The sequence below is a fragment of the Kitasatospora sp. NPDC048296 genome (assembly GCF_043201815.1).
Classification (GTDB): domain Bacteria; phylum Actinomycetota; class Actinomycetes; order Streptomycetales; family Streptomycetaceae; genus Kitasatospora.
On sequence record NZ_JBICZB010000001.1, the window covers coordinates 24516 to 46938 of the forward strand.

The window sequence follows — 22423 nt, forward strand, 5'->3', positions numbered from 1 at the left end:
ATGCGCCGAGGGCCCCGGCCGCACACGCGCGACCGAGGCCCTCGTCGAGCCGGGCGTCAGATCAGCGCCGACTGCTGCTCCTGCTCCTCCGCCGCGTCCCCCGCAGCGGCGACACCCCCCGCCGCTCGCTTCCGCGGCAGCGCGAACATCAGCAGGAACACTGCCAGCAGCACCCCCGCGACCCACCACAGCGCGTTGGTGAACGCCCCGCCGAAGGCCGTCCCGACCGCGTCCGGCGCGACCACGTCGTCCATCGCCCCGAAGAAGGCCACCGACACCAGCCCGAGCCCGAGCGCGTTCCCCACCTGCTGCACGGTGTTGATCAGCCCGGAGGCCGACCCGGCGTGCCGGCGCGGCACCTCGGACAGCACCGCGTCGGTGATCGGGGCGACGATCAGCCCCATCCCGAGGCCCATCACCACCAGCGGCAGCGCCATCTGCCAGGGCGCGATCGACGTCCCGTACCGGTCCGCCTCCCAGATGTAGGTGAGCACGCCCGCCGCCATCACCAGCGCGCCCGCCTGGAGCACCTTCCGCCCGAACCGCGGCACCAGCTTCTGCACCGAGAGCCCGGCCGCCGTGGAGACCGCGAGCGAGAACGGGATGCCGGTCGCGCCGGCCTTGAGCGGGCTCCAGCCCAGCCCGACCTGCATGTAGAGCGTCCAGACCAGGAAGAAGATGCCGAGCGCCACCCCGAAGGCCAGCTGCACGCAGATCCCGGCCGCGAAGCTCTTCACCCGGAACAGCGACAGCTCCACCAGCGGCGAGCCGTCCCGCCGGGTCTTGGCCTTCTCGTACACCACGAACAGCGCGAACACCGGCAGGCTCCCGGCCATCGACAGATAGCCCCAGAGCGGCCAGCCGGCCTCCCGGCCGTGGGTCAGCGGGTAGACCAGCATCAGCAGGCCGAGGCTGGCCAGCGCCACGCCGACCAGGTCCAGCTTCAGCGCGTGCTCGGCCCTGGACTCGTCGATGTAGCGGCGGCCGAGCAGCAGCCCGGCGATGCCGACCGGCAGGTTGATCAGGAAGATCGGCCGCCAGGCCAGGCCCAGCGGGTCCCACTCGGTGAGCAGCGCGCCGATCATCGGACCGGAGACCGCGCCCAGTCCGACCACCGCGCCGAACATGCCGAACACCTTGCCGCGCTCCTCCGCCGGGAAGGTCGCGTGGATGATCGACAGCACCTGCGGCACCATCAGCGCCGCCGTGCCGCCCTGCAGCAGCCGCATCGCGACCAGCATCTCCGGGCCGGAGGCCAGCCCGCACAGCGCGGAGGCCACGGTGAAGCCGCCGATCCCGATCAGGAACAGCCGCTTGCGGCCGTGGATGTCGCCCAGTCGGCCGCCGGTGATCAGCCCGATCGCGAAGGCCAGCGCGTAGCCGCCGGTGACCCACTGGATGGCGCTGAAGGAGGCGCCGGTGTCCTGCTGGATGCTCGGGATGGCGATGTTGACGATGGTCACGTCCACCAGGTCCATGAAGGAGGCGACCATCACGATCGCCAGCGCGATCCACCTCCGCCGGTCGGCTCCCGCCGTGGTCATTCCGTACTCCTCGCTCTTCTGCTGCACGTCCACCAAGGTAGGGGTCATGTAGGTCAGGACCTGTCCCAGTTCGTCCGGCATCCTGGACGGCATGACCGACACCCCGGCCCGGCTGCTGAACCTGCTGTCCCTGCTGCAGACCCCGCGCGAGTGGCCCGGCAGCGAACTCGCCGAGCGGCTCGGCGTCAGCCCCCGCACCATCCGGCGCGACATCGACCGGCTGCGCGACCTCGGCTACCCGGTGCGGGCCACCATGGGCGCGGTCGGCGGCTACCGGCTGGTCGCGGGCACCGCGATGCCGCCGCTGCTGCTGGACGACGACGAGGCGGTGGCCATCGCGGTCGGGCTCCGGGCGGCGGCCGGACACGCGGTGGTCGGCATCGAGGAGGCCTCGGTACGGGCCCTCGGCAAACTGCTCCAGGTGCTGCCCGCCCGGCTGCGGCACCGGGTGGGCACGCTCAACAGCGCCACCGTGCCGCTGCTCACCGGGGACGGCCCGACCGTCGACCCGGAGGACCTCACCATGCTCGCCCGCGCCGTCACCGCCAAGGAGCGGCTGCGCTTCTCCTACCGGGCCCGCGACGGCGCCGAGACCCGGCGCAACGTCGAACCCGAGCGCCTCGTCTCGACCGGCCGCCGCTGGTACCTGATCGGCTACGACCTGGACCGCGAGGACTGGCGGCTCTTCCGGATCGACCGGCTGAGCGAGCCCTTCGCCACCGGCGCCCGCTTCACCCCGCGCCCGCTCCCCGCCGAGGACGCCGCCGTGTTCGTGGCGAGCAGGCTGCGCGGCCAGTCGCCGACGCACACCATGGTGGCCACCGTCCACCGGCCCGCCGCCGAGGTCGACGGCTGGATGCCGTGGACCGGGGACTACGAGATCGAACCGATCGACGACCACAGCTGCCGCCTGCGCTCCCGGGCGGACTCCCTGAGGTGGCTGGCGGCGGGGCTGCTGATGCTGGACTGCCCCTTCGAGGTGCACGAGCCGCCGGAGCTGCGCGAGCACCTGCGCAGGCTCGCGGACCTGGCCGACCACGCGGCGAACCAGCCGGGTTAGACGGACCTCGGGGCCGATGCCAGTGACTCAGGCCGGGACCCGGTACCAGCCGTTGCCGCAGCGGAACCGGAGCACGCCGTCCCGGCCGTGGGCGTGCTGCCGGTCCAACTCCCCCGGCAGGTCCAGCCGCTCCCGGCGGACCTCCCGCCAGCCCTTGCGGCTCTCCCGTACGCACCGGACCAACTCGCCTTCGGGCTGCAGGAAGACGGCCCGGTCGTCGGCGATCGCGAAGCCCACCGGCTGCCGGGCCGGCAGCCGCATGCTGAGGGGCGGCCCACCCCCCGGGTCGGCGGCGGTGAGGAAGGTGCGCTCCCCGTACCAGGCCAGCCAGACCCGCCGCCCCTCGGTGGCGGCGGCGAGGCCCTCCATCGGCTCGTCGGGCAGGTCCTCGAAGTCCGGAACCCAGACGGTCCGCCCGGCGCCGTCCAGACCCAGCAGGCCGCGCCGGGCGAGCGGATTGTCCCCGTAGCAACCCTCGTCGCCGAAGGCCAGCCAGATCCGGCCTTCACGGTCCGTCACCAGCGCCTGGACGTCGTCGCCGAGCTGCAGCCGCCGGGTCGGCCGGCCGTCCGGTGCGAACACCAGGCCGTTGAGCTCCCAGCCGTCCGCCAGCTCCTCCGCCCGACCGTCCACCACCAGCGGCCGACCGCCCGGCAGCAGACCGAGGTACGTCGGGCGGCGGAGCGGGACCTGCGGCAGATCGAGACGCCGCTCACCGCCCCGTTCGACGGTCACCAGACAGGCGTCGTACGGCGGTTCCGGTTCCGCTCCGGCCGTCAGCAGGACCAGCAGCTCCCCGCCCGGCCCGACCGTCCACGTCGCGGCCCGGCGGCCCGCCCGCCAGTCCTCCTCGGGCAGCCGCCAGACCTCGACCGGACGATCGGACGTCGACACCGGTCCTCAGACCCCGTACTCGCCGGTCAGCAGCGCCCGCCCCAGGGTGTGGAAGGTCAGGTTGAAGCCGACCTGGGCCGCCGGGGTGTCGGCGGTGACGTCCAGCTTCTCCACGTCCAGCGCGTGCACCGCGAACACGTACCGGTGCGGGGCACCGGGCGGCGGGGCGGCGCCGTCGTACTTGTTGCCCGGGAAGTCGGTGCGGCCGTGGAAGGAGGCCGCGCCCGGCAGGCTCCCGTCCGACGAACCGGCGCCGCGCGGCAGTTCGACGGTGTCGGCGGGCAGGTTGAGGGCGAGCCAGTGCCACCAGCCGGAGCCGGTCGGCGCGTCCGGGTCGTAGCAGGTGACGGCGATGCTCTTGGTGGCCTCCGGCAGGCCCGACCAGGCCAGCTGCGGCGAGAGGTTGCCGCCGGAGTAGATGAACTCCCGGCCCAGCGTGGCTCCTTCGGTGAAGTCCTGGCTGCTCAGCGGGAAGGACGGCACCTGCGGCAGGAACTCGTACGGCAGCGGCGGACGAACACTCATGGGTTTGTCACCTCTCAACGGGCCGGTGACGGCCGTGAACCGGCCGCCACCGATCACTGTAATGGGGTGCACGTCCGTTCCCGTCGCACCTACAGTCGAGGTCATGGCCTCGGAGCACCGCAGCAGCACGGCAACCACGATCGACCCCGTCCAGATGATCGCCGACGCCCGCCGGGCGCTGTTCACCATGGTCGGGGTACTGGCCGCGATCTGGCTGATCCAGCTGGTGAACTGGATGGACGACTACGACCTCGGCAAGCGCTTCGGCGTCATCCCGCAGGATGTGAGCCGACTGCCGAACGTCGTCACCGCGCCGTTCCTGCACTGGAACTGGGCGCACCTGGAGGCCAACTCCGGCCCGCTGTTCGTCTTCGGCTTCCTGGCGGCCTACCGAGGGGTCAGGAAGTTCCTCGGCCTGACCCTGCTGGTCGCCCTGACCAGCGAGCTGACCTCCTGGGTCTTCGACAGCCCGAACCGGATCGGCGCCGGCGCCAGCGGCGTGGTGTTCGGCTACTTCGGCTACGTGGTGCTGCGCGGGATCATCGACCGCAACCTGATCGACACCCTGATCGGCGTGGTGCTCGGCGCCTCCTACGCCTACATGGTGACCAGCGCCCTGCCCGGCGTCGCCCCGGGCATCAGCTGGTCGGCCCACCTGGGCGGTCTGATCGGCGGCCTGGCCGGCGCGTGGATCTTCCGCAACCGCGCCCCGCGCCGAGCCCGCGAGCCCCAGGTCCAGGCCCCGGCCTCGGCCTCGGCCCCGGCCGGGGGCGAGACCCAGGGCAGGGCCAAGTCGACCGGCACCGACCCGAACAGCCCCAACGCCGCCCTGCTCAAGGAACTCGACGACCTGGGCCTGTAGGCCGCCCGGGGATTCAGGTATAGACCATTCCCACCCCTGCGGCTAGCGTGAACGGCGCCCCTGCCCCCAGCTCCGGAGCCGCACCGTGGAGTCGTCCGTCCTCGCCTTCGCCACCGACCTGCTCGACGAGGGCGCCGACACCTTCTTCGGCAACCTCACCGACCGCGCCGGAGTCGGCGGCGTCACCCTGGCCTCGGTCTACCACGAGGCCCGCGACGTCTTCCCGCACAACCCCCGGCGGGTGATCCGCTACCTGGAGCCGGGCGCGGCCTACTTCCGCCCCGACCCGGCCCGCTGGCAGGGCCGACGCCTGACGCCCGTCCCGTCCACCGCGATCGGCGACCGCGACCCCTTCGCCGAGGCCGCCGCCGAGACCGGCCGGCGCGGCCTGAAACTGCACGCCTGGACGGTGTTCTGCCACAACGACCGGCTCGGCTTCGCCCACCCCGACTGCGCCCCGGCCAACGCCTTCGGCGACCGCCACCTCACCGAGCTCTGCCCGGCGAACCCGGAGGTCCGCGAGTACGCGCTGACCCTGGTCGACGAACTCGCCCGCTACGGAGTGGACGCGATCCGCGCCGAGTCCCTGCACTTCCACGGCCTGCGCCACGGCTACCACCACGAGCGCTACTTCGAGGAGCTGGGCCCGACCGCCGAGGCCCTGCTCGGCGTCTGCTTCTGCCCGCACTGCCGCGCCGCCGCCACCCGTGCCGGTGTCCACGCCGAGCAGGTCGCCGAGGCGGTACGGAGCGAACTGCGCCACCGGCTGGCCGACCAGGAGGCCGCCGCCGAGCCCGCCGATCTGAGCGCCCTCGCCGACGGCGCTTTCGCCGCCTACGTGGACGCCTCCGCCGCCACCGTCACCGCGCTCGCCGCCGACCTCACCGAGCAGGCCCGCCGGCACGGCATGCGGCTGAGCTTCATGGACGGCGGTGGCCCCGGCAAGGGCTGGCTGTCCGGCATCGACCTGCCCGCCCTCGCCGGGGCCACCGACCAGATCGAGACCCTCGGCTACGCCAGGACCCCGGAGGCCGTCCGGGAGAAGCTCGCCGCCTTCGCCCTGCACGGCGTCCGCCCGCAGCGGATGGCGGTGGTCCTGCGTCCGATGGCCTCGGACTGCGACGGCCCGGAGAACCTCGCCGCCAAGATCGCCACCCTGCGTGGACTCGGCGTCCCCGAGGTCGAGTTCTACAACTACGGCCTGATGCGGCTGGCCTCGCTCGACCGGATCGGCGCCGCGCTCGCCGGCTGAGGCTCACCGCCGCTCGAACGCGGGATCGGGACACGGGATCCGGACACGGGATCGGAACGCTTCGCATTCAGGACCGGAACCCGATCGGAACCGGGGCCGATGTTCGCGACATTTCCCATCAAACAGCCACATTCGTCCATCCGCAGTTCACACCCGCGCGCGTGGCGACGTCGCGGCTGCTGCGCCATCCGCCGCCCAAACGGTAGGCTTTCCGTGTGATCTTCAAGCGCATCGGCAACGGGCGGCCGTACCCGGATCACGGCCGGACGAGCACCCGCCAGTGGGCTGACGTCGCCCCACGTCCGGTGCGGCTCGACCAGCTGGTGACCACCAAGGGCCAACTCGACCTGGAAACCCTGCTGGCCGAGGACTCGACCTTCTACGGGGACCTCTTCGCCCACGTGGTGAAGTGGCGCGGCGACCTCTACCTGGAGGACGGGCTGCACCGGGCCGTACGGGCCGCGCTGCAGCAGCGCCAGGTGCTCCACGCCCGCGTCCTCGAAATGGACTGACGGCGCCCCACCGCAGGGCACCGACCCCAGGACTCCGACCCCGGGCCGGCGGCCCGGGGCATCCACGCAGGCTTCACGGACCGCTCCTCGCCATCCGGCGGCGGGCGGTCCGCGCGTACCCGGGTACCTCCTTTCGGGTACCGGCGTACTCCACATGATGATCGTTTAGTACCTTCTCAGCCGTACGGCACTACTCTGCTGACTACGGCCGCGACCAGGGGATCCGCCCGCACGTGGGGGGCGCCCCTACCCGGCCCACCCGTCGTCATCCCGACCCCGCCCTGGCACGAGGGGGAGACAAACCGTGAGCATGTTGACTCCCCAAGGCCTCAAGGGGAAGCAGTACCGCATCACCGGCAACGCCTACCCGCGGCTGGGCCGGCCCCCGAAGAAGAGCCGCAAGGTGATCGCCGCGCTCGCCGGCCTGCTGGCGCTGGCCCTGATCGCGCTCGGCGGCGTGCAGCTCTACGACATCTTCATCGGCAAGACCAAGAACGCCTCCGCGCAGGCCTGCGCGACGTCGTCCGGCAAGCCGCTGGCCGCCCCGACGCCGGGCGCCACGCCGGGCGCCCCTGCGGCCTCCGGCGCCACCGCCGCCGCCGCACCCGGCACACCCGGCGCCCCCGGCGGCGACCCGCACGTCATCCCGCAGGCCTCGGCCGTCACGGTGAACGTCTACAACGCCACCACCAAGGCCGGCCTGGCCGGGCGGACCGCCGACGAGCTCAAGAAGCGCGGCTTCACCATCGGCAAGGTCGGCAACGCGCCGGCCGAACTGGACAAGAAGGTGCCCGGGACCGCCCAGGTGATCGCCGGCCCGGCCGGTGCCGGGGGCGGCACCCTGGTCGGCTCGCAGATCGCCGGGGCCACCGTCACCGCCGACGCCCGCACCGACGCCAGCGTGGACTTCGTGATCGGCGACAGCTACAACGCCCTGCTGGACGAGACCCAGGCGGCCGCCGCCCTCGCCCTGGCCACCAAGCCCTCCCCCACCCCGAGCGCCACCGGCAGCTGCTGAGGCCCGACGGACACGCAGGAGCCCCCGGCAGTGCCGGGGGCTCTCGGTCGTTCGGAGTCGTGCCTGAAGGGGGCCCGTACGCGGCGGGCCGGTCGTAGCAGGCCGTACGTGAGCGGGGACTCAGCCCGCGGTGCCGTACAGCCGGTCGCCCGCGTCGCCCAGGCCGGGGACGATGTAGCCGTTCTCGTTCAGCCGCTCGTCCAGGGCCGCGGTGACCACGGTGACCGGCAGGTCGGCCAGCTCGCGGCGCATCACCTCGACGCCCTCCGGCGCGGCCAGCAGCACCACGGCGGTGACGTCGGTGGCGCCGCGCTCGATCAGCATCTTGATCGCGGCGACCAGGGTGCCGCCGGTGGCCAGCATCGGGTCGAGCACGTAGACCTGGCGGCCCGAGAGGTCGTCCGGCATCCGGGTGGCGTACGTGGAGGCCTCCAGGGTCTCCTCGTTGCGCACCATGCCGAGGAAGCCCACCTCGGCGGTCGGCAGCAGGCGGGTCATCCCGTCCAGCATGCCGAGGCCGGCCCGCAGGATCGGCACGACCAGCGGACGGGGGTAGCTGAGGCGGGTGCCGAGCGTGACCGCCACGGGCGTGGTGATCTCCACCTCGTCGGTGCGGACGTCCCGGGTGGCCTCGTAGGCGAGGAGGGTCACCAGCTCGTCGGTCAGGCGACGGAAGGTCGGCGAGTCGGTGCGCTCGTCGCGCAGGGTGGAGAGCTTGTGGGCGACCAGGGGGTGGTCGACGACGTGGAGACGCATGTACCGAGGTTAGCCCGGTCCTGGACGCCTGTACGACACGCCGTGCCACAGCCGCCCACCAGCCGGGGTGACACGCCCGTGACACGCCGTGACACATCGCGGATGTCCGGACGGAACCGTCTCCTGTGGTATCAATCCGCCCGTTCTGGGAATGTCACGTCTTATGACGAGCAACCCGAAAGCCGGGGACGGCTCGGCGGACGAGCCCGTCGGCGGGGCGGCCCTTGGCGCCGGCCCGCCGCACGACCCCCCGGAGACCGAGGCGGAACGCCGCACGCGGCGGGCCGTCTTTCTGCGTGAGCTCGCCGAGGCCCGCGAGCTGAGGGAACGGGTCCAGCCCCGGCGGACCAAGGAACGGCGGATGCGCGAAGCGATGCGAATGCGAACATTCCGGATCTGAAGCGGTCCTGACGCGGATCTGACGCGGTTCCGTCGGGGAGCCGACGAGGAGCGGAACCGGGTCCGACCGGGGTCCGACCCGGGCCCGCGATGGCCGCCGACTCGACCGACCCGACTCCGACGGACGTTCGGACCAAATTTCGACCGCCTTCGGACACTCCTGGCCCGGCTCCGCTGTCCGCCACCCGGTCCTTCCGACACGACCTGCAAAGACGCGCTGCAGAACACCCCCCGCAAGGGCGGGCTTTCTGTCACGATTCCGATGGGACGGTCCGAACAAGCGGACCGCCTCTGGCGCGGGGGCGGCCAGATTTCCGCGTTGCCCGAGCGCGCCGACAGCCGAGACCGATGATCTTGGGAGTGTCCCTGGTGGCGTACTTCGCTGCAGTGCTTGCTCGCACCGAGGACGGGTGGGATGTGAGCGAGACGGAACTCGACGACGTCGAAACCCTGGCCGATCTGGCCGATCTGGCCCGCGACTCCACGCAGGACGACGACAGCGTCCTGATCTTCATCGAACAGGAGGACTCCTGGTTCGCCATCGTCCGGGTGGACGGCGAGGAGGACCCGCGGATCTTCGTGTCGGACGGCGCCGCCGCCGCCCGCAGCTCCTACGGCTCCGTCCTCACCGACGAGCTGGTCGACCAGGCCGGCGAGAGCGAGTTCGGCGACCTGGACCACCTGCTGGACGAGGCAGAGGAGGCGGAGGACCAGGACGACGAGGACGCGGACGCCCGCGGCGGCGTCCCGGTCGGCCCGCTCGGCGACGCCCACCTGCTCACCGAGTTCGGCCTCGCCGCCGACGAGCTGCTCGCCCTCAGCGGCGAGGGCGCGGTACCCGGCGACGCCCTGGAGGAGATCGCCGAGGCGCTGGGCTGCGGCGAGGTCCTGGAGGCGGTCCGGTAGCGGGCGGATGCCCGACACTGGATGCCATGCAGCCCGCATCCACCCCACTGACCGTCCCGTACGTCCCCCCGCTGCCCGCCCCCGTCCGCCCCGACCCGGTCCGCGACCGCTGGGCGGCGCCGATGCGCCTCGCCATCGCCGAGGCCGCCCTGGCGCCGGCCACCGGTGACGTCCCGGTCGGGGCGCTCATCCTGGGCCCGGACGGCGAGGTGCTCGGGCGCGGCCACAACGAGCGCGAGGCGGTCGGCGACCCGACCGCGCACGCCGAGGTGGTCGCGATCCGGCAGGCGGCGGAGAAGATCGGCGAGTGGCGGCTGAGCGGCTGCACCCTGGTCGTCACGCTGGAGCCCTGCACGATGTGCGCCGGCGCCATCGTGCTGTCCCGGATCGACCGGGTGGTCTACGGCGCCCTCGACGAGAAGGCCGGCGCGGCCGGCTCGCTCTTCGACGTGATGCGCGACCGCCGGCTCAACCACCGCCCCGAGGTGATCTGGGGCGTCCTCGCCGAGGAGTGCGGCGAGCAGCTGCGCGCCTTCTTCGACACCCACCGCTGAGCTTCGACACCCACCGCTGTGCCCTCGGCCGCGGTCCCGCCGACAACGGATTTCGTGACCGCGCCACCCGTCCGGTAGAGTTCCCCTCGGTAGCGTGTCCGAGCGGCCAAAGGAGCACGCCTCGAAAGCGTGTGTGGGGGCAACTCCACCGTGGGTTCGAATCCCACCGCTACCGCTGGAAAGCCCGAGGGCCCGTCCGATCCGGACGGGCCCTCGGCGTTTCCACGGACCCTCGGACGCGGAAACGGCTCCGCACTCCGGGCCGACGACCACCGTTGCCCGGCCCGTACGGAGCCTGGAGGGGGGAGCGGCTCGGGGGGACTGACCGCTCCCCCGGCGGAGTCCCACAACCGGTGCCGCGTCGGGGGAAGTCGCGGCGCCCGGTCCCACAGCGGGGAGCTCCGGATCCACGCACCGGGGGATTCCTGCCAGATCCCCGGTACGTCATCCATCCTGCCGCCCCGGTCCCGTCCGGGCACCCGGAGAAAGGCCCCAGTCACGGGGACCTTCGTCCCGTCGGACGAACGCGTCGCACACTTGATAGCCCGTCCGGTGGATAAGCTGCCCTGCAGGACCGCTCGGGCACCCGAATGGCGGCGGTCCACCGCAGGGAGGAAGGTCACGATGGCGCAGGCGAAGAAGATCGGCATGATCCTCCTGCTCATCTTCGTGCTCTACTCGATCATCACCTCACCCGCCCGCTCCGCCGAACTCGTCCAGCTCGGCTTCGAGGGCATCTCGAACGCGGCCAAGGCCGTCGGCACCTTCATGACCGGCCTGATCAAGTAGCGGTCGGCTCGACACCCGGACGGCCCGCGACCGGCCCGGGCGCACCGGCTACGGTGGGCGGGACCCTCTACCCCCGTCCGCGAGGAGCGGCAATCGTGATCCGGCACCTGGTCCTGTTCAAGCTCAACGAAGGCGTCACCAAGGACGAAGAGCGCGTGCTCGCCGGCGCCAAGGCGTTCGCCGAGCTCGGTTCGCTGATCCCCGAGCTCCGCGAGTGGGAGTGCGGCTGGAACACCACCGAGCGGGACATCGCGTACGACTACGCGATCAACAGCCTGGTCGAGGACCGCGAGTCCCTGCAGGCCTACCTGACCCACCCGGCCCACCAGGCCGCGGCGGGCGAGTGGCGCGAGTTCGCCACCTGGGTGATCGCCGACATCGAGGTCTGATCCCCACCGGACCGTCCCCCGGACGGCCCGCGCCGCCCCGCCCGGCCCCCGGGCGGGGCGTTCTGCTCCGTCCAGGGACGACCCTTGCGGCGATTCGGCGACGGGACCGGTGGGGACCGGGCGCCCCACCAACACACCTCCATCGGGTGCTTGCCCGACCTGCGCCCACCTTGTGATGCTATGACCGGTTTTGCCGGACATGGCTAGGTAGTGAACCAGCCGCGACACCCGATCCGCAGGGCCCGCCGTTGTCGACTTTGGGAGGGGTGACGTGTCCGTGGACGAGGTGCTGGCTGCGATCATCAGCCCGGCCGGCGAGCTCCGCCCGGACGGGCTGCGCGGCGCCGGCGGCCGGCCGGCCGTGGACGTACGGACGCTGACCCGGGTGCTGTTCGAGCGGCTCGCCGAGCTGCCGCCGGACGCCCCCGAACGGGAGCGGGTCCGGGCCGCCCTGATCGAGGTGAACATCCCGCTGGTCCGCTACGCGGCCACCCGCTTCCGCAGCCGCAGCGAGCCGATGGAGGACGTTGTCCAGGTCGGCACCATCGGCCTGATCAACGCGATCGACCGCTTCGACCCGGAGCGCGGCGTCCAGTTCCCCACCTACGCGCTGCCGACCATCCTCGGCGAGATCAAGCGCTACTTCCGGGACAACGTCCGCACCATGCACGTCCCGCGCCGGCTCCAGGAGCTGTGGGTCCAGGTCAGCAGCGCCATGGAGGAACTGACGGTGCTGAACGGACGGGCCCCCAAGGTGCCCGAGATCGCCGCCAGCCTGCGGATCCCCGAGGAGGACGTCCGGGCCTGCCTGGACGCCGGACGGGCCTACAACGCGGCGTCCCTGGAGGCCGCGCAGGAGCACGAGGGCGGGCTCGCCCTGCTGGACCGGCTCGGCTACGAGGACTCCGCGCTCGCCGAGGTCGAGCACCGCGACATGGTCCGCCACCTGCTGGTCCAACTCCCCGAGCGGGAGCGGCGGATCGTGATGCTGCGGTTCTTCGCCAACCTCACCCAGTCGCAGATCAGCACCGAGCTGGGGATGTCCCAGATGCACGTCTCCCGGCTGCTCTCGCGGATCCTGACCAGGCTTCGCACCGGCAACTCCTGGGAAGAGTGAGATTGCAGCGCGTTACCCCGACGTGACATCTTGCGACGTTCGGGTTTGCCGTGGATCGTGTTCCGGTATGCAGGGGGTTGGGCCCTCGCCGGGAACCTCCGTGCGACGGCCCCCGTTCAACTGTCAGTCACAAGGGGGTGGGTGCATGTCCGGAGAGCTGGGCACTGCGGAGATCCACGCTGGTCAGGCCGAGGGCACCGTGGTTGCCGAGGAGCGGATCCCGCACCAGCGGGCCACGTCCCTCGAAAGGCCCGTCGCCGAGCCGCCCGGCCCCGGAGCTCCGCCCGAGACGCCGCCCGGCTCCGGGCTGGACACCCGGACGCTCTCCCGCTCGCTGTTCCTGCGGCTGGCCGCCCTGGAACCGGGCAGCACGGAGCACACCTACGTCCGCGACACCCTGATCGAGCTCAACCTGCCGCTGGTCAGGTACGCCTCGGCGCGCTTCCGCAGCCGCAACGAGCCGATGGAGGACATCGTCCAGGTCGGCACCATCGGCCTGATCAAGGCGATCGACCGCTTCGACCTGGAGCGCGGGGTGGAATTCCCCACCTTCGCGATGCCGACCGTGGTCGGCGAGATCAAGCGCTTCTTCCGGGACACCAGCTGGTCGGTCCGGGTGCCGCGGCGGCTCCAGGAGCTGCGGCTGGCGCTCACCAAGGCCGGGGACGAGCTGTCCCAGCGGCTGGACCGCTCCCCCACCGTCGCCGAGCTGGCCACCTGCCTGGGCGTCAGCGAGGAGGACGTGGTCGAGGGCCTCGCGGTGGGCAACGCGTACACCGCCAGCTCGCTGGACTCCAGCCCCGGCGAGGAGGACAGCGAGGGGCCGCTGGCCGAGCGGCTCGGCTACGAGGACCTCGCGCTGGAGGGCGTGGAGTACCGGGAGTCGCTCAAGCCCCTGCTCGCCAAGCTGCCGCCGCGCGAACGCCGGATCATCATGCTGCGCTTCTTCGGCAACCTCACCCAGTCGCAGATCGGCGAGGAGATCGGGATCTCCCAGATGCACGTCTCCCGGCTGCTCACCAGGACGCTCACCCAGCTCCGCGCGGGGCTGATCAGCGAGGGCTGACCCCTCGCCGGCTCAACCGCCGCCGCCGTCCAGCAGGTTGGTCCGCAGTCCGGTCAGCACGTCCTCGTCCAGCCCGAGCCCCTCCCGCCAGAACGCGTCGAAGCCGCTCCAGCCGGCCTCGACCTCCGTGAAGGCCGCGTCCAGGTAGGCGCGGTCGGCCCGAAAGACCGGCAGGAGGAGCTCGGGCTCGCGCATCAGGCCGTGGCTGCCGAAGTCGTCCAGCACCCTCGTCACCACCGGGGCGGAACGCTCGTTGGTGAGCAGGTAGTCGGCGAGCACGGTCTCGCGGTCCACGCCCAGGGCGGTCAGCACCAGTGCGGCGGCCCAGCCGGTGCGGTCCTTGCCGGCCGAGCAGTGGAACAGCAGCGGCACCCCGTCCGGCGCGGCCAGCAGCCGCAGCAGGTCGGCGAAACGCTCCCGGGCCTGCGCGTCGGTGACGAACCAGCGGTAGAGGCCGGTCATCATCGCGGCCGCCCGGCCACCGCCGAGCAGGGCGCGCTGCTTGCGCGCGCTGCGGTCGGACAGGGCGCTGCGCAGCGTCAGGTGGATGTCGAAGTCCGTTGCCAGCAGCGGAAGATGGTGCAGGTCCACGCGGTCCGGAAGGCGGTCCGGGCCGGCCTCGCGGATCTCCTCGGCACTGCGCAGGTCCACCACCCGGCGCAGGCCGAGCGCGCCCAGCGGCCCGAGGTCCTCGGCGGTGACGTGGTTCAGGCCATCACTGCGCAGGGCCACTCCGCCGCGGACCGACCGCCCGTCGGCCGTCCGATAGCCGCCCAGATCCCGGGCGTTGACCGCGCCGCGCAGGCCGAGACTGCGCCCGACCAGCACCGCTGCGTCCGGCTCCGGGAGTGCATTCCGTGCGTCTCCGATTCGCTCGGACTCGATCTGCCGATCGGTCACCCGCGCGCCTCCATTGCATATTCAGACTGTCACATGGCACAGCGGTGCCCGATATTGCATGAACCTGCCCGTCAGACCGGCGAGATGTGCAAGAGTGTCATGCGCAACGACGACAGTGTAGGTCTCCTGCGGAACCGCCTGAGCCGCACACTCGGTAACCAGCTGTAGCACTCGGCTTCCGTTTTTTCATTTTCAATTCATTATTTGCGTGGGCGGTCCGGTTGCGGTCACAATCAGCGCCTCCATGGCTTCGCCATGAACGTTGGTAACAGGTTCGCTGCACTCTCGCCCAATTGGTCCCTCGCACAGCCGACCCTCGACCAGGATGGGCGCCGGGCAGCCTGCTGCCCGCGAACAGCTACACGGGCGGGCGAGCGCAGAGCAGCGCTGCGCCGGCCCCAAGGGGAGGATCAACCATGGGTCGAGCGACCCGAAGAGTTGCCGCTTGCGCAGCGGCAGTTCTGCTGGCCAGCGGCCTGCAGATCACCCTGGCCCACGGCGACACCACGCCGCCCAGGATCGACCTCACCGTCCTGGTCATCGACGACGGGGGTCCGTCCGTCGCGGCGATCACCGCCGAGCTGAAGAGCCAGGGGACGCCGTACAAGGTCGTCAGCCTCAATGACCCCAACCGCCCCGTCATCAACGCAGCTTTCCTGAGCGACACGCTGAACGGGCAGCCGCGGGGGAAGTACCAGGGCATCGTGCTGCCCAACGAAAACCCCTTCCCCAACAGCGCCGCCGAGATGACGGCGATCGCGACCTACGAAGCCGCTTTCAACGTGCGGCAGATTGACGCGTACACCTGGGCCAGTCCGGCCGTCGGTCTGAACTACGCGCAGAATCCCGGTTTCGTCGGAACCCTCGACGGATTCCAGGCCGCCACCACCGCGGCCGGAACTTCGGGCCCGTTCGGGTACCTCAAGGGCAGCGTGCCGTTCGAGGACAACGACCCGAACGTCAGTGAGAGCTACGGCTACCTGGCGACCCCGCTCGCCAATCTGCCGTCCGGCGCCTCCTTCGTCCCGCTGGTCGACGCGCAGATACCCAACTCGACCACCCGCGGTTCGCTGGTCGGTGAGTACACCCACGACGGCCGCAAGGAACTGGTCGTCACCTTCGTCTACAACCAGTACCAGCAGCAGTTCCGGCTGCTGGCCCGCGGCATGGTCGACTGGATCACCCAGGGCGTCCACCTCGGCTACGACCGCAACTACTTCGCCACCCACGTGGACGACGTGTTCCTGGCCGACGACCGCTGGTCCACCACGCTGAAGTGCACCCCCGGCGACGTCACCTGCCCGCCCGGCACCCCGGGGACGACCAACCCGATCCGGATGACCCCGGACGACGCCAACTACCTCAAGCAGTGGCAGGCCGCCAACAACTTCACGCTGGACATGGTGTTCAACGGCGGCGGCAGCGAGGACTGGAAGGCCGACAACAACACCACGGTCGACCCGACGGCGAACCAGATGATCGCCGACCAGAACAGCTACCGCTGGGTCAACCACACCTACACCCACCCGTACCTGGGCTGTGTGCAGGACGTCAGCGTGGTGCCGTGGCGCTGCACCAAGGACGCCTCGGGCAACACCGTCTGGGTCGACCAGAACACCATCAACACCCAGATCAAGAACAACTTCGACTGGGCCACCAAGAACGGCCTCAACGTCGACCCGCAGGTGCTCGTCACCGGCGAGCACTCCGGCCTGCTGACCGCCCCCCAGGAGACCAGCGACAACCCGAACCTGGCGCCGGCGCTGGCCGCCAACGGCATCAAGTTCACCGGCAGCGACGCCTCCCGCGAGCCCGCCCAGCGGGCCGTCGGTTCGTCCACGCTGACCGTGCCGCGGTACCCGATGAACGTCTTCTACAACGCCGGCTCGGCGCAGGAGGAGGCCGACGAGTACAACTGGATCTACACCAGCAAGGCCAACGGCGGCAGCGGCGTCTGCGAGAACAACGCCAACTCCACCTGCCTGCCCAAGCCGCTGGACACCACCACCGGCTACCAGTCGTACATCGTGCCGCTGGAGGCCCGGATCGACCTCGGCCATGTGCTGAGCAACGACCCGCGGCCGCACTTCGTGCACCAGTCGAACCTCTCCGAGGGCCGCATCCTGTACCCGGTGCTGGAGAAGATCCTCGGCACCTACCGCTCGCTGTACGCCGACAACACTCCGATCGTGAACCTCGGTGAGCGCGAGATCGGCCAGGAGTTCCAGAAGCGCGCGGCCTGGAACTCGGCCGTCGCCTCCGGCCAGGTGACCGCGTACAAGATCGGCAACAACGTCACGGTCAGCGCGCCGGCCGGTGTTCAGATCCAGGCCACCATGCCGACCGGAACTTCTCAGAAGCTGGCCATCGGTTCGACCGCCTTCGGTTCGGCCTACGCCGGTACGCTCTCGGGCTGGGTGTCCCCGAGCGCCCTGCAGAGCAGCGTCGCCCTGCAGCTCCCCTCCGGCAGCGCGCCGGCCGCCCCGGCCGCCGTCGCGCCGAGCGTCGCGGCCAAGTCCGTCCCGGCCCCGGCCCCGGCGGACAAGAAGGTCGTACCGCAGGGTGTCGCCACCCCGGTCCCGGTGGGCCCGAGCGACACCACCCGCAAGCCCGCTGCCAAGTCGCTCGTCCCCGGCAGCGGAACCCCGGTGCCCGGCAAGGACGTGGTCAACGGCGACAACGGCCAGGGCAACCAGTCCGGCAAGGCCTCTGGGGGGACGGCCTCGCACGGCAGCACCACCGGGCGCTCCGGCACCCGGTAACCCGTACCACCCGCTGACGGGGTCGGGCCGGGCAACCGGCCCGGCCCCGCCACGGCGCCCGCTCCGGCCACCCAGGCCGGACAACCGACGCAAGAACAGGAGGGGGGACAGGAGATGCGCGTCACCCTGCTCACCGAGGGGACGTATCCGCACCAGCACGGCGGCGTGAGCGTCTGGTGCGACCAGCTCGTTCAAGGCATGCCGGACGTCGACTTCGACGTCATCGCCGTCACCGGCACCGGCCAGGAGGCACTGGCCTGGGAACTGCCGGCCAACGTACGGTCGGTCACCACCGCGCCGCTGTGGGGCCCTGCCGCGGAGGCCCGTGCGCCGCGTGGCAAGGAGATGCGGCGCTTCCTCAACGCGTACGAGCGCTTCCTGCACTCCATCCTCGACCCGGTCTACACCACCCACTTCGGCACCGAGCTGTACGGCTTCGCCGACCTCGCCCGGCGCGGGCTGCTCAGCCCGGCGCTGCGCAGCGAGCGCGCCCTGCGCACCCTCCAGCACGTGTGGACCCGCGACTACCTGCCCACCGCCGTCTCCCGACCCACCCTGCACGACGCGCTGAACGCCACCGACCTGCTGGAGCACGCCCTGCGGCCGCTCTCGGTCGACCCGCCCACCGACGGCGTCGCCCACGCGGCCAGCGGCGGCCTGGCCACCCTGCCCGGGCTGATCGCCGCCCAGCAGTACGGCGTACCGTTTCTGCTCACCGAGCACGGCATCTACCTGCGCGAGCGCTACCTCGGCTACCGCACCGGCCCCTACCGCTGGCCGGTCAAGGCGCTGCTGCTCGGCTTCTACCGGATGCTCGCCGAGGAGAGCTACCGGCAGGCCGCGCTGGTCACCCCCGGCAACCGGTACAACCGGCGCTGGGAGGAGCGCGGCGGCACGCCGTCCGCCCACATCCGCACCGTCTACAACGGGGTGGACCCGGCCGCGTTCCCGCCGGCCGGGCCCGAGCCCGAGACGCCGACCCTCAGCTGGGCCGGCCGGGTCGACCCGATCAAGGACCTGGAGACGCTGATCCGGGCCTTCGCCATCGTCCACCGTGAGATCCCCGAGGCGCGGCTGCGGCTCTTCGGGGGCACTCCCAAGGGCGGCGAGGCGTACCGGGACGGCTGCATAGCCCTGGCCGCCGAGCTCGGCATCGCCGACTCGGTGGCCTTCGAGGGCCGAGTCGCCGACATCACCGACGCGTACGCGGCGGGCAACGTGGTGATGCTCTCCAGCATCAGCGAGGGCTTCCCGTTCACCCTGATCGAGGCGATGTCCTGCGGCCGCGCGACCGTCTCGACCGACGTCGGCGGCGTGCGCGAGGCCGTCGGCGACACCGGCCTGGTCGTCCCGCCGCGCGAGCCCGAGCCGATGGCGGCCGCCGCGATCGAGCTGCTGCGCGACCCCGAACGGCGCGCCCGGCTCGGCGAGGGGGCCCGGCTGCGGGTCATCGAGCAGTTCACGCTCCGCCAGAACATCGACGGCTTCCGGGGCATCTACACCGAGCTCCTCGGCACCTCCCGCTGGATGCCCGGCGGCGTGGTGGCCGTCACCGACGAAGTCCCCAGCCCCGACTGGAACGACCAGTTGGCCGCCGCCCAGCCCCAGCCGAGCGAGGTGGGGGCGTGAGCGAGCGAAGCGAGGTCACCATCAAGAGGTGCGTGTACCGCGAAGCGGCCGCCGAGCGCGAGGTGGGGGCATGAGCGGTCCGATCAGGCTGGTTCCCGACGAGGGCGGCGCCGAGCGGACGATGCAGCTGCGCACCCTGCCGCTGAAGCTCCGCCGCCCCGCCCCGCCCGTCGAGCCCGAGCCCGCGGAGCAGCTCGGCCTCTCCGCCGACCCGCTGGACGAGCTCGCCGAGCGCCTGCGGGACATCTGCGCCGACGCCGTCCACCCGTACGAGATCGCGGCCTTCCTGGAGTCCGACGGCCTCTCCGACGAGCAGGCCGCCCTGCTGTACGGCCGCCCCGACGCGTTCACCGTCGCCGAGGAGCTGTTCGAGAAGGTCGAGCGCCACTACCCCGGCCCGAGCTCCGAGTTCGCCAACCCCTGGCGGGCCGACCCCTGGCGCTGCGTGGTGCGCGGCCTGGTGTTCGCCCTGCCCGGGCTCGGCTACCTGCTCGGCGCCAACCTGTTCGCGACCACCCGGATGCGCTTCGGCCTGCCCTCGGGCATGCTCGCGCTGTCCGTCGCCACCCTGGTCAGCTGGGGCTTCAACCAGGCCCTGGCGCACCGCGCGTACCGCTGGCTGGGCCGGCTGCGCCGCCGGGAGGCCGCGGTCTGCCTGGCCGTCGGCGCACCGGTCGGCGCGCTGCTCGCCTCGGCGGCGGCGTACGTCGTCGGCGGGCCGCTCGGCGCGCTGTGGTTCGCCGCCGGGCAGTCCTGCTACCTGGGCGCGGCCACCGCACTGCTGGTGCTCGGGCGGGAGAAGTTCCTGCTGCTGGCGCTGGCACCGGCCTCGGTCGGCGCGGGCGTGGTGCTGGCCGTCGACGTCCCGCAGGTGGTCCGTACGGTGGTGCTGCTCGCCTCGGTGGCGCTGGCGGTCGGACTGGCCGTCCGTGAGCTGCTGGTCGCCGCCCGCGGCGGCGAACGGGACGACGTGAAGCTGAAGCTGGCGCTCAGCCAGGAGCTCCCGCACCTGCTGTTCGGCCTGGCCTGCGGCGCGCTGACGCTGATCGCCGGCCTCGGCGAGACCATCCACCAGGCCGTGCACGCCGCCTCCCACGCCGTGCACACCCCGGCACAGCTCGTGCACGCCCGTCCCGTGCACGAGGTGAAGACCACCCCGACCGGCCCGGCCATGATCGCGCTGACGCTCAGTCTCGGCCTCGCCGAGTGGCTGCTGTTCCGCTACCGGGCGATGGCCGTGGCCGCGCTGCGCACCAGCCACACCACCGGGCAGTTCACCCGCCGCACCGGCGGGATCCTGCTCGGCTGCCTGTTCATCTACCTCACCACCGTGGCCGCGCTGGACGCCGCCGCGACCGTGCTGTGGCCGGGCGCCCCCTCGCTCGGCGTGCCGCAGCTCGGCGCGATGCTGCTCCTGGGCGGCTCGCTCTGGCTGGCGCTGCTGCTGAACGCCTTCGGGTTCAGCTGGAGCACCGCCCTCATCTGTCTGGCCGCCGCGGTCGCCGAGAGCGCCGGGCTGCTGACCGGTGCGGACCCGATCGTCCTGCAGCTGATCGGCTGCGGGGCGGCCGCACTCGTCCTCACCGCCATCGCCGGGCCCGCGCTCGGCCGCACCACCCAACACCGCTGAAAAGTCCGCCTCAGCCGAGGCACCACCGGCCGACCACCACAGAGCGTCGTGCCGTCCCCGTACATCGAGAAAGCGAATCCCGCATGAGCAGCGTCGCGGTTACCGGAGCCGAGGGCTTCATCGGCTCCCACCTCGTCGAGACCCTGGTCGCCGACGGGCACCACGTCCGCGCGATGGTCCAGTACAACTCCTTCTCCTCCTTCGGCTGGCTGGAGACCCTCTCCGAGGAGGTGCTGGACTCGGTCGAGATCATCCTCGGCGACGTCCGGGACCCGGGCTCGGTCAACGGCCTGGTCAAGGGCACCGAGGCGGTCTACCACCTGGCCGCCCTGATCGCGATCCCGTACTCCTACCGCGCCCCCCACTCGTACGTGGACACCAACGTCACCGGCACCCTGAACGTGCTGGAGGCGGTGCGCCACCTGGAGATCCCGCGCCTGGTGCACACCTCCACCAGCGAGACCTACGGCACCGCGCAGACCGTGCCGATCACCGAGGACCACCCGATCAACACCCAGTCCCCGTACGCCGCCTCCAAGGCCGGCGGGGACCGGCTGGCCGACAGCTACCACGCCAGCTTCGAGACCCCGGTCGTCACCCTGCGCCCGTTCAACACCTTCGGCCCGCGCCAGTCGATGCGCGCCGTCATCTCCACCGTGATCGCCCAGGTCGCGGCCGGCCAGACCGAGATCACCCTCGGCGACCTGCGCCCGACCCGCGACTTCATGTTCGTCAAGGACACCGCCAACGCCTTCCGCACGGTCGGCACCGCGCCCGCCGAGACCGTGGTCGGCCGGACCTTCAACGCCGGCACCGGCGGCGAGATCTCGGTCGGCGACCTGGTCACCCTGGTCGGCAAGCTGATGGGCGTGGACCTGGTGGTGAAGGAGGACGAGCAGCGCATCCGTCCGACCAACTCCGAGGTCATGCGCCTGGTCGCGGACGCCACCCGACTTCGCGAGGCCACCGGCTGGGCGCCGCAGTTCACGCTGGAGCAGGGCCTGGAGCAGACCATCGAGTTCTTCCGTGACCCGGCCAACCTGGCCCGCTACAAGACCGACATCTACAACGTCTGACCCGCCTCGAACGATCATGCTCGTCCTGGTAACCGGGATTCGTGTCCTACACATCCTTTCCGTGGGGGAAACACCATGCACGCAGTGATCCTGGCCGGCGGTAAGGGCGTCCGCCTCCGCCCGTACACCACCGCGCTTCCCAAGCCGCTCGTCCCGATCGGCGACCAGCACGCGATCCTGGAGATCGTGATGCGCCAGCTCGCCGCCGCGGGCTTCAAGACCGTCACCCTGGCCATCGGCCACCTCGGCCACATCATCCGCGCGTACGTCGGCAACGGCTCCCAGTGGGGCCTGCGGGTCGGCTACGCCGTCGAGGACAGCCCGCTCGGCACCATGGGCCCACTGCTCACCATGCAGGACCGCCTGCCCGAGCACTTCCTGGTGATGAACGGCGACATCCTCACCGACCTGGACTTCGCCGGAGTGCTCAAGCACCACGAGGCGTCCGGCGCCCCGCTGACCATCGCCACCTACGCCCGCCAGGTGAAGATCGACTTCGGTGTGCTGACCGCCGACTCCGGCACCATCACCGGCTTCCAGGAGAAGCCCAGCATCGACTACCGCGTCTCGATGGGCGTGTACGGCGTCTCGCGCGCGGCGCTCGCCAAGTACACCCCCGGCCTGCCGCTGGGCTTCGACGAGCTGGTGCTCGACCTGCTGGCCGCCGACACCCCGCCGGCCGCCTACGACTTCGGCGGCTACTGGCTGGACATCGGCCGCCCGGACGACTACGACCGGGCGAACGCCGAGTTCTCGACCATCCGCCCGGTGCTGATGCCCTTC

At 71.7% G+C, this 22423-nt stretch carries 21 protein-coding genes, 1 tRNA gene and 1 pseudogene; 18 read left to right on the top strand and 5 right to left on the bottom strand.

Annotated features, from left to right (window positions below):
- Nucleotides 1-56 precede the first annotated feature (56 nt).
- Nucleotides 57-1544 (bottom strand): MFS transporter, encoded by a 1488-nt coding sequence (locus ACGF12_RS00125; RefSeq protein WP_393023920.1) that lies wholly within the window; start codon nt 1542-1544, stop codon nt 57-59.
- 91 nt (nt 1545-1635) lie between these two features.
- Here ACGF12_RS00125 and ACGF12_RS00130 point away from each other — a divergent pair, with 91 nt between their 5' ends.
- On the top strand, nt 1636-2604 hold the full coding sequence (locus ACGF12_RS00130; RefSeq protein ID WP_387613626.1) for a helix-turn-helix transcriptional regulator: 969 nt from the start codon (nt 1636-1638) through the stop codon (nt 2602-2604).
- A 27-nt stretch (nt 2605-2631) separates the two neighbouring features.
- On the opposite strand, the gene ACGF12_RS00135 is transcribed toward ACGF12_RS00130, so the two are convergent.
- Nucleotides 2632-3498 (bottom strand): hypothetical protein, encoded by an 867-nt coding sequence (locus tag ACGF12_RS00135; RefSeq protein WP_393023195.1) that lies wholly within the window; start codon nt 3496-3498, stop codon nt 2632-2634.
- Between the two features lie 6 nt (nt 3499-3504).
- Nucleotides 3505-4023 (bottom strand): YbhB/YbcL family Raf kinase inhibitor-like protein, encoded by a 519-nt coding sequence (locus tag ACGF12_RS00140; protein WP_393023198.1) that lies wholly within the window; start codon nt 4021-4023, stop codon nt 3505-3507.
- A 103-nt stretch (nt 4024-4126) separates the two neighbouring features.
- Between ACGF12_RS00140 and ACGF12_RS00145 the strand changes: the two genes are divergently transcribed.
- The 4 genes from ACGF12_RS00145 to ACGF12_RS00160 all read left to right on the top strand — a co-directional run bounded on the left by ACGF12_RS00145 (nt 4127) and on the right by ACGF12_RS00160 (nt 7667).
- Nucleotides 4127-4885, top strand: coding sequence for a rhomboid family intramembrane serine protease (locus ACGF12_RS00145; RefSeq protein ID WP_393023201.1), 759 nt, complete (start codon nt 4127-4129; stop codon nt 4883-4885).
- 85 nt (nt 4886-4970) lie between these two features.
- A complete protein-coding gene (locus ACGF12_RS00150) occupies nt 4971-6137 on the top strand; it encodes a hypothetical protein (RefSeq protein ID WP_393023203.1) in 1167 nt (388 codons plus the stop codon).
- A gap of 215 nt (nt 6138-6352) precedes the next feature.
- Nucleotides 6353-6649: a type II toxin-antitoxin system VapB family antitoxin gene (locus tag ACGF12_RS00155; RefSeq protein ID WP_014136828.1), complete on the top strand. Its 297-nt coding sequence runs from the start codon at nt 6353-6355 to the stop codon at nt 6647-6649.
- A 310-nt stretch (nt 6650-6959) separates the two neighbouring features.
- Nucleotides 6960-7667, top strand: a complete 708-nt coding sequence (locus ACGF12_RS00160) for a LytR C-terminal domain-containing protein (RefSeq protein ID WP_393023923.1) — start codon at nt 6960-6962, stop codon at nt 7665-7667.
- A 120-nt stretch (nt 7668-7787) separates the two neighbouring features.
- Here the strand turns inward: ACGF12_RS00160 and upp are convergent, their stop codons facing one another.
- Nucleotides 7788-8423 (bottom strand): uracil phosphoribosyltransferase, encoded by a 636-nt coding sequence (gene upp, locus ACGF12_RS00165; protein WP_350506235.1) that lies wholly within the window; start codon nt 8421-8423, stop codon nt 7788-7790.
- Between the two features lie 163 nt (nt 8424-8586).
- Between upp and ACGF12_RS00170 the strand changes: the two genes are divergently transcribed.
- The 8 genes from ACGF12_RS00170 to ACGF12_RS00205 all read left to right on the top strand — a co-directional run bounded on the left by ACGF12_RS00170 (nt 8587) and on the right by ACGF12_RS00205 (nt 13643).
- Complete coding sequence (locus ACGF12_RS00170) at nt 8587-8823, top strand: hypothetical protein (RefSeq protein WP_393023206.1); 237 nt, start codon at nt 8587-8589, stop codon at nt 8821-8823.
- A gap of 347 nt (nt 8824-9170) precedes the next feature.
- Nucleotides 9171-9728: a tRNA adenosine deaminase-associated protein gene (locus ACGF12_RS00175; protein ID WP_393023209.1), complete on the top strand. Its 558-nt coding sequence runs from the start codon at nt 9171-9173 to the stop codon at nt 9726-9728.
- Between the two features lie 26 nt (nt 9729-9754).
- Entirely contained in the window at nt 9755-10282 is a 528-nt protein-coding gene (gene tadA, locus ACGF12_RS00180) for a tRNA adenosine(34) deaminase TadA (RefSeq protein WP_393023211.1), read from the top strand.
- An 88-nt stretch (nt 10283-10370) separates the two neighbouring features.
- Nucleotides 10371-10457, top strand: a tRNA-Ser gene (locus tag ACGF12_RS00185).
- A gap of 449 nt (nt 10458-10906) precedes the next feature.
- A complete protein-coding gene (locus ACGF12_RS00190; RefSeq protein ID WP_387613602.1) occupies nt 10907-11071 on the top strand; it encodes a hypothetical protein in 165 nt (54 codons plus the stop codon).
- A gap of 95 nt (nt 11072-11166) precedes the next feature.
- Nucleotides 11167-11460, top strand: coding sequence for a Dabb family protein (locus ACGF12_RS00195; protein WP_393023214.1), 294 nt, complete (start codon nt 11167-11169; stop codon nt 11458-11460).
- A gap of 277 nt (nt 11461-11737) precedes the next feature.
- Nucleotides 11738-12577, top strand: coding sequence for a SigB/SigF/SigG family RNA polymerase sigma factor (locus tag ACGF12_RS00200; RefSeq protein ID WP_380612981.1), 840 nt, complete (start codon nt 11738-11740; stop codon nt 12575-12577).
- A gap of 145 nt (nt 12578-12722) precedes the next feature.
- Nucleotides 12723-13643 (top strand): RNA polymerase sigma factor SigF, encoded by a 921-nt coding sequence (locus tag ACGF12_RS00205; RefSeq protein WP_393023217.1) that lies wholly within the window; start codon nt 12723-12725, stop codon nt 13641-13643.
- 12 nt (nt 13644-13655) lie between these two features.
- Here ACGF12_RS00205 and ACGF12_RS00210 read toward each other — a convergent pair whose 3' ends face one another.
- Nucleotides 13656-14543, bottom strand: coding sequence for a tyrosine-protein phosphatase (locus ACGF12_RS00210; RefSeq protein WP_393023219.1), 888 nt, complete (start codon nt 14541-14543; stop codon nt 13656-13658).
- A 416-nt stretch (nt 14544-14959) separates the two neighbouring features.
- Here ACGF12_RS00210 and ACGF12_RS00215 point away from each other — a divergent pair, with 416 nt between their 5' ends.
- The 5 genes and pseudogenes from ACGF12_RS00215 to ACGF12_RS00235 all read left to right on the top strand — a co-directional run.
- A complete protein-coding gene (locus tag ACGF12_RS00215; RefSeq protein ID WP_393023222.1) occupies nt 14960-17305 on the top strand; it encodes a hypothetical protein in 2346 nt (781 codons plus the stop codon).
- Nucleotides 17306-17419: 114 nt separating this feature from the next.
- The gene (pelF, locus tag ACGF12_RS00220; RefSeq protein ID WP_393023225.1) at nt 17420-18934 is read left to right on the top strand and encodes a GT4 family glycosyltransferase PelF; all 1515 of its coding nucleotides are present in this window, start codon (nt 17420-17422) and stop codon (nt 18932-18934) included.
- Between the two features lie 70 nt (nt 18935-19004).
- The gene (locus ACGF12_RS00225; RefSeq protein WP_393023228.1) at nt 19005-20564 is read left to right on the top strand and encodes a hypothetical protein; all 1560 of its coding nucleotides are present in this window, start codon (nt 19005-19007) and stop codon (nt 20562-20564) included.
- Nucleotides 20565-20647: 83 nt separating this feature from the next.
- Nucleotides 20648-21640, top strand: coding sequence for an SDR family NAD(P)-dependent oxidoreductase (locus ACGF12_RS00230; protein ID WP_393023231.1), 993 nt, complete (start codon nt 20648-20650; stop codon nt 21638-21640).
- Between the two features lie 75 nt (nt 21641-21715).
- Nucleotides 21716-22417 (top strand): annotated as a pseudogene (locus tag ACGF12_RS00235) (NDP-sugar synthase); the annotation flags it as partial.
- Between the last annotated feature and the right edge of the window lie 6 nt (nt 22418-22423).

What these genes read in the sequence shown, in the direction of transcription:
- tadA (WP_393023211.1), top strand. Translation starts at nt 9,755, where the DNA reads ATGCAGCCCGCATCCACCCCACTGACCGTCCCGTACGTCCCCCCGCTG.
- ACGF12_RS00145 (WP_393023201.1), top strand. Translation starts at nt 4,127, where the DNA reads ATGGCCTCGGAGCACCGCAGCAGCACGGCAACCACGATCGACCCCGTC.
- ACGF12_RS00140 (WP_393023198.1), bottom strand. Translation starts at nt 4,023, where the DNA reads ATGAGTGTTCGTCCGCCGCTGCCGTACGAGTTCCTGCCGCAGGTGCCG.
- pelF (WP_393023225.1), top strand. Translation starts at nt 17,420, where the DNA reads ATGCGCGTCACCCTGCTCACCGAGGGGACGTATCCGCACCAGCACGGC.
- ACGF12_RS00215 (WP_393023222.1), top strand. Translation starts at nt 14,960, where the DNA reads ATGGGTCGAGCGACCCGAAGAGTTGCCGCTTGCGCAGCGGCAGTTCTG.
- ACGF12_RS00160 (WP_393023923.1), top strand. Translation starts at nt 6,960, where the DNA reads ATGTTGACTCCCCAAGGCCTCAAGGGGAAGCAGTACCGCATCACCGGC.
- ACGF12_RS00170 (WP_393023206.1), top strand. Translation starts at nt 8,587, where the DNA reads ATGACGAGCAACCCGAAAGCCGGGGACGGCTCGGCGGACGAGCCCGTC.
- ACGF12_RS00175 (WP_393023209.1), top strand. Translation starts at nt 9,171, where the DNA reads ATGATCTTGGGAGTGTCCCTGGTGGCGTACTTCGCTGCAGTGCTTGCT.
- ACGF12_RS00125 (WP_393023920.1), bottom strand. Translation starts at nt 1,544, where the DNA reads ATGACCACGGCGGGAGCCGACCGGCGGAGGTGGATCGCGCTGGCGATC.
- ACGF12_RS00190 (WP_387613602.1), top strand. Translation starts at nt 10,907, where the DNA reads ATGGCGCAGGCGAAGAAGATCGGCATGATCCTCCTGCTCATCTTCGTG.
- ACGF12_RS00130 (WP_387613626.1), top strand. Translation starts at nt 1,636, where the DNA reads ATGACCGACACCCCGGCCCGGCTGCTGAACCTGCTGTCCCTGCTGCAG.
- upp (WP_350506235.1), bottom strand. Translation starts at nt 8,423, where the DNA reads ATGCGTCTCCACGTCGTCGACCACCCCCTGGTCGCCCACAAGCTCTCC.
- ACGF12_RS00205 (WP_393023217.1), top strand. Translation starts at nt 12,723, where the DNA reads ATGTCCGGAGAGCTGGGCACTGCGGAGATCCACGCTGGTCAGGCCGAG.
- ACGF12_RS00225 (WP_393023228.1), top strand. Translation starts at nt 19,005, where the DNA reads ATGAGCGGTCCGATCAGGCTGGTTCCCGACGAGGGCGGCGCCGAGCGG.
- ACGF12_RS00230 (WP_393023231.1), top strand. Translation starts at nt 20,648, where the DNA reads ATGAGCAGCGTCGCGGTTACCGGAGCCGAGGGCTTCATCGGCTCCCAC.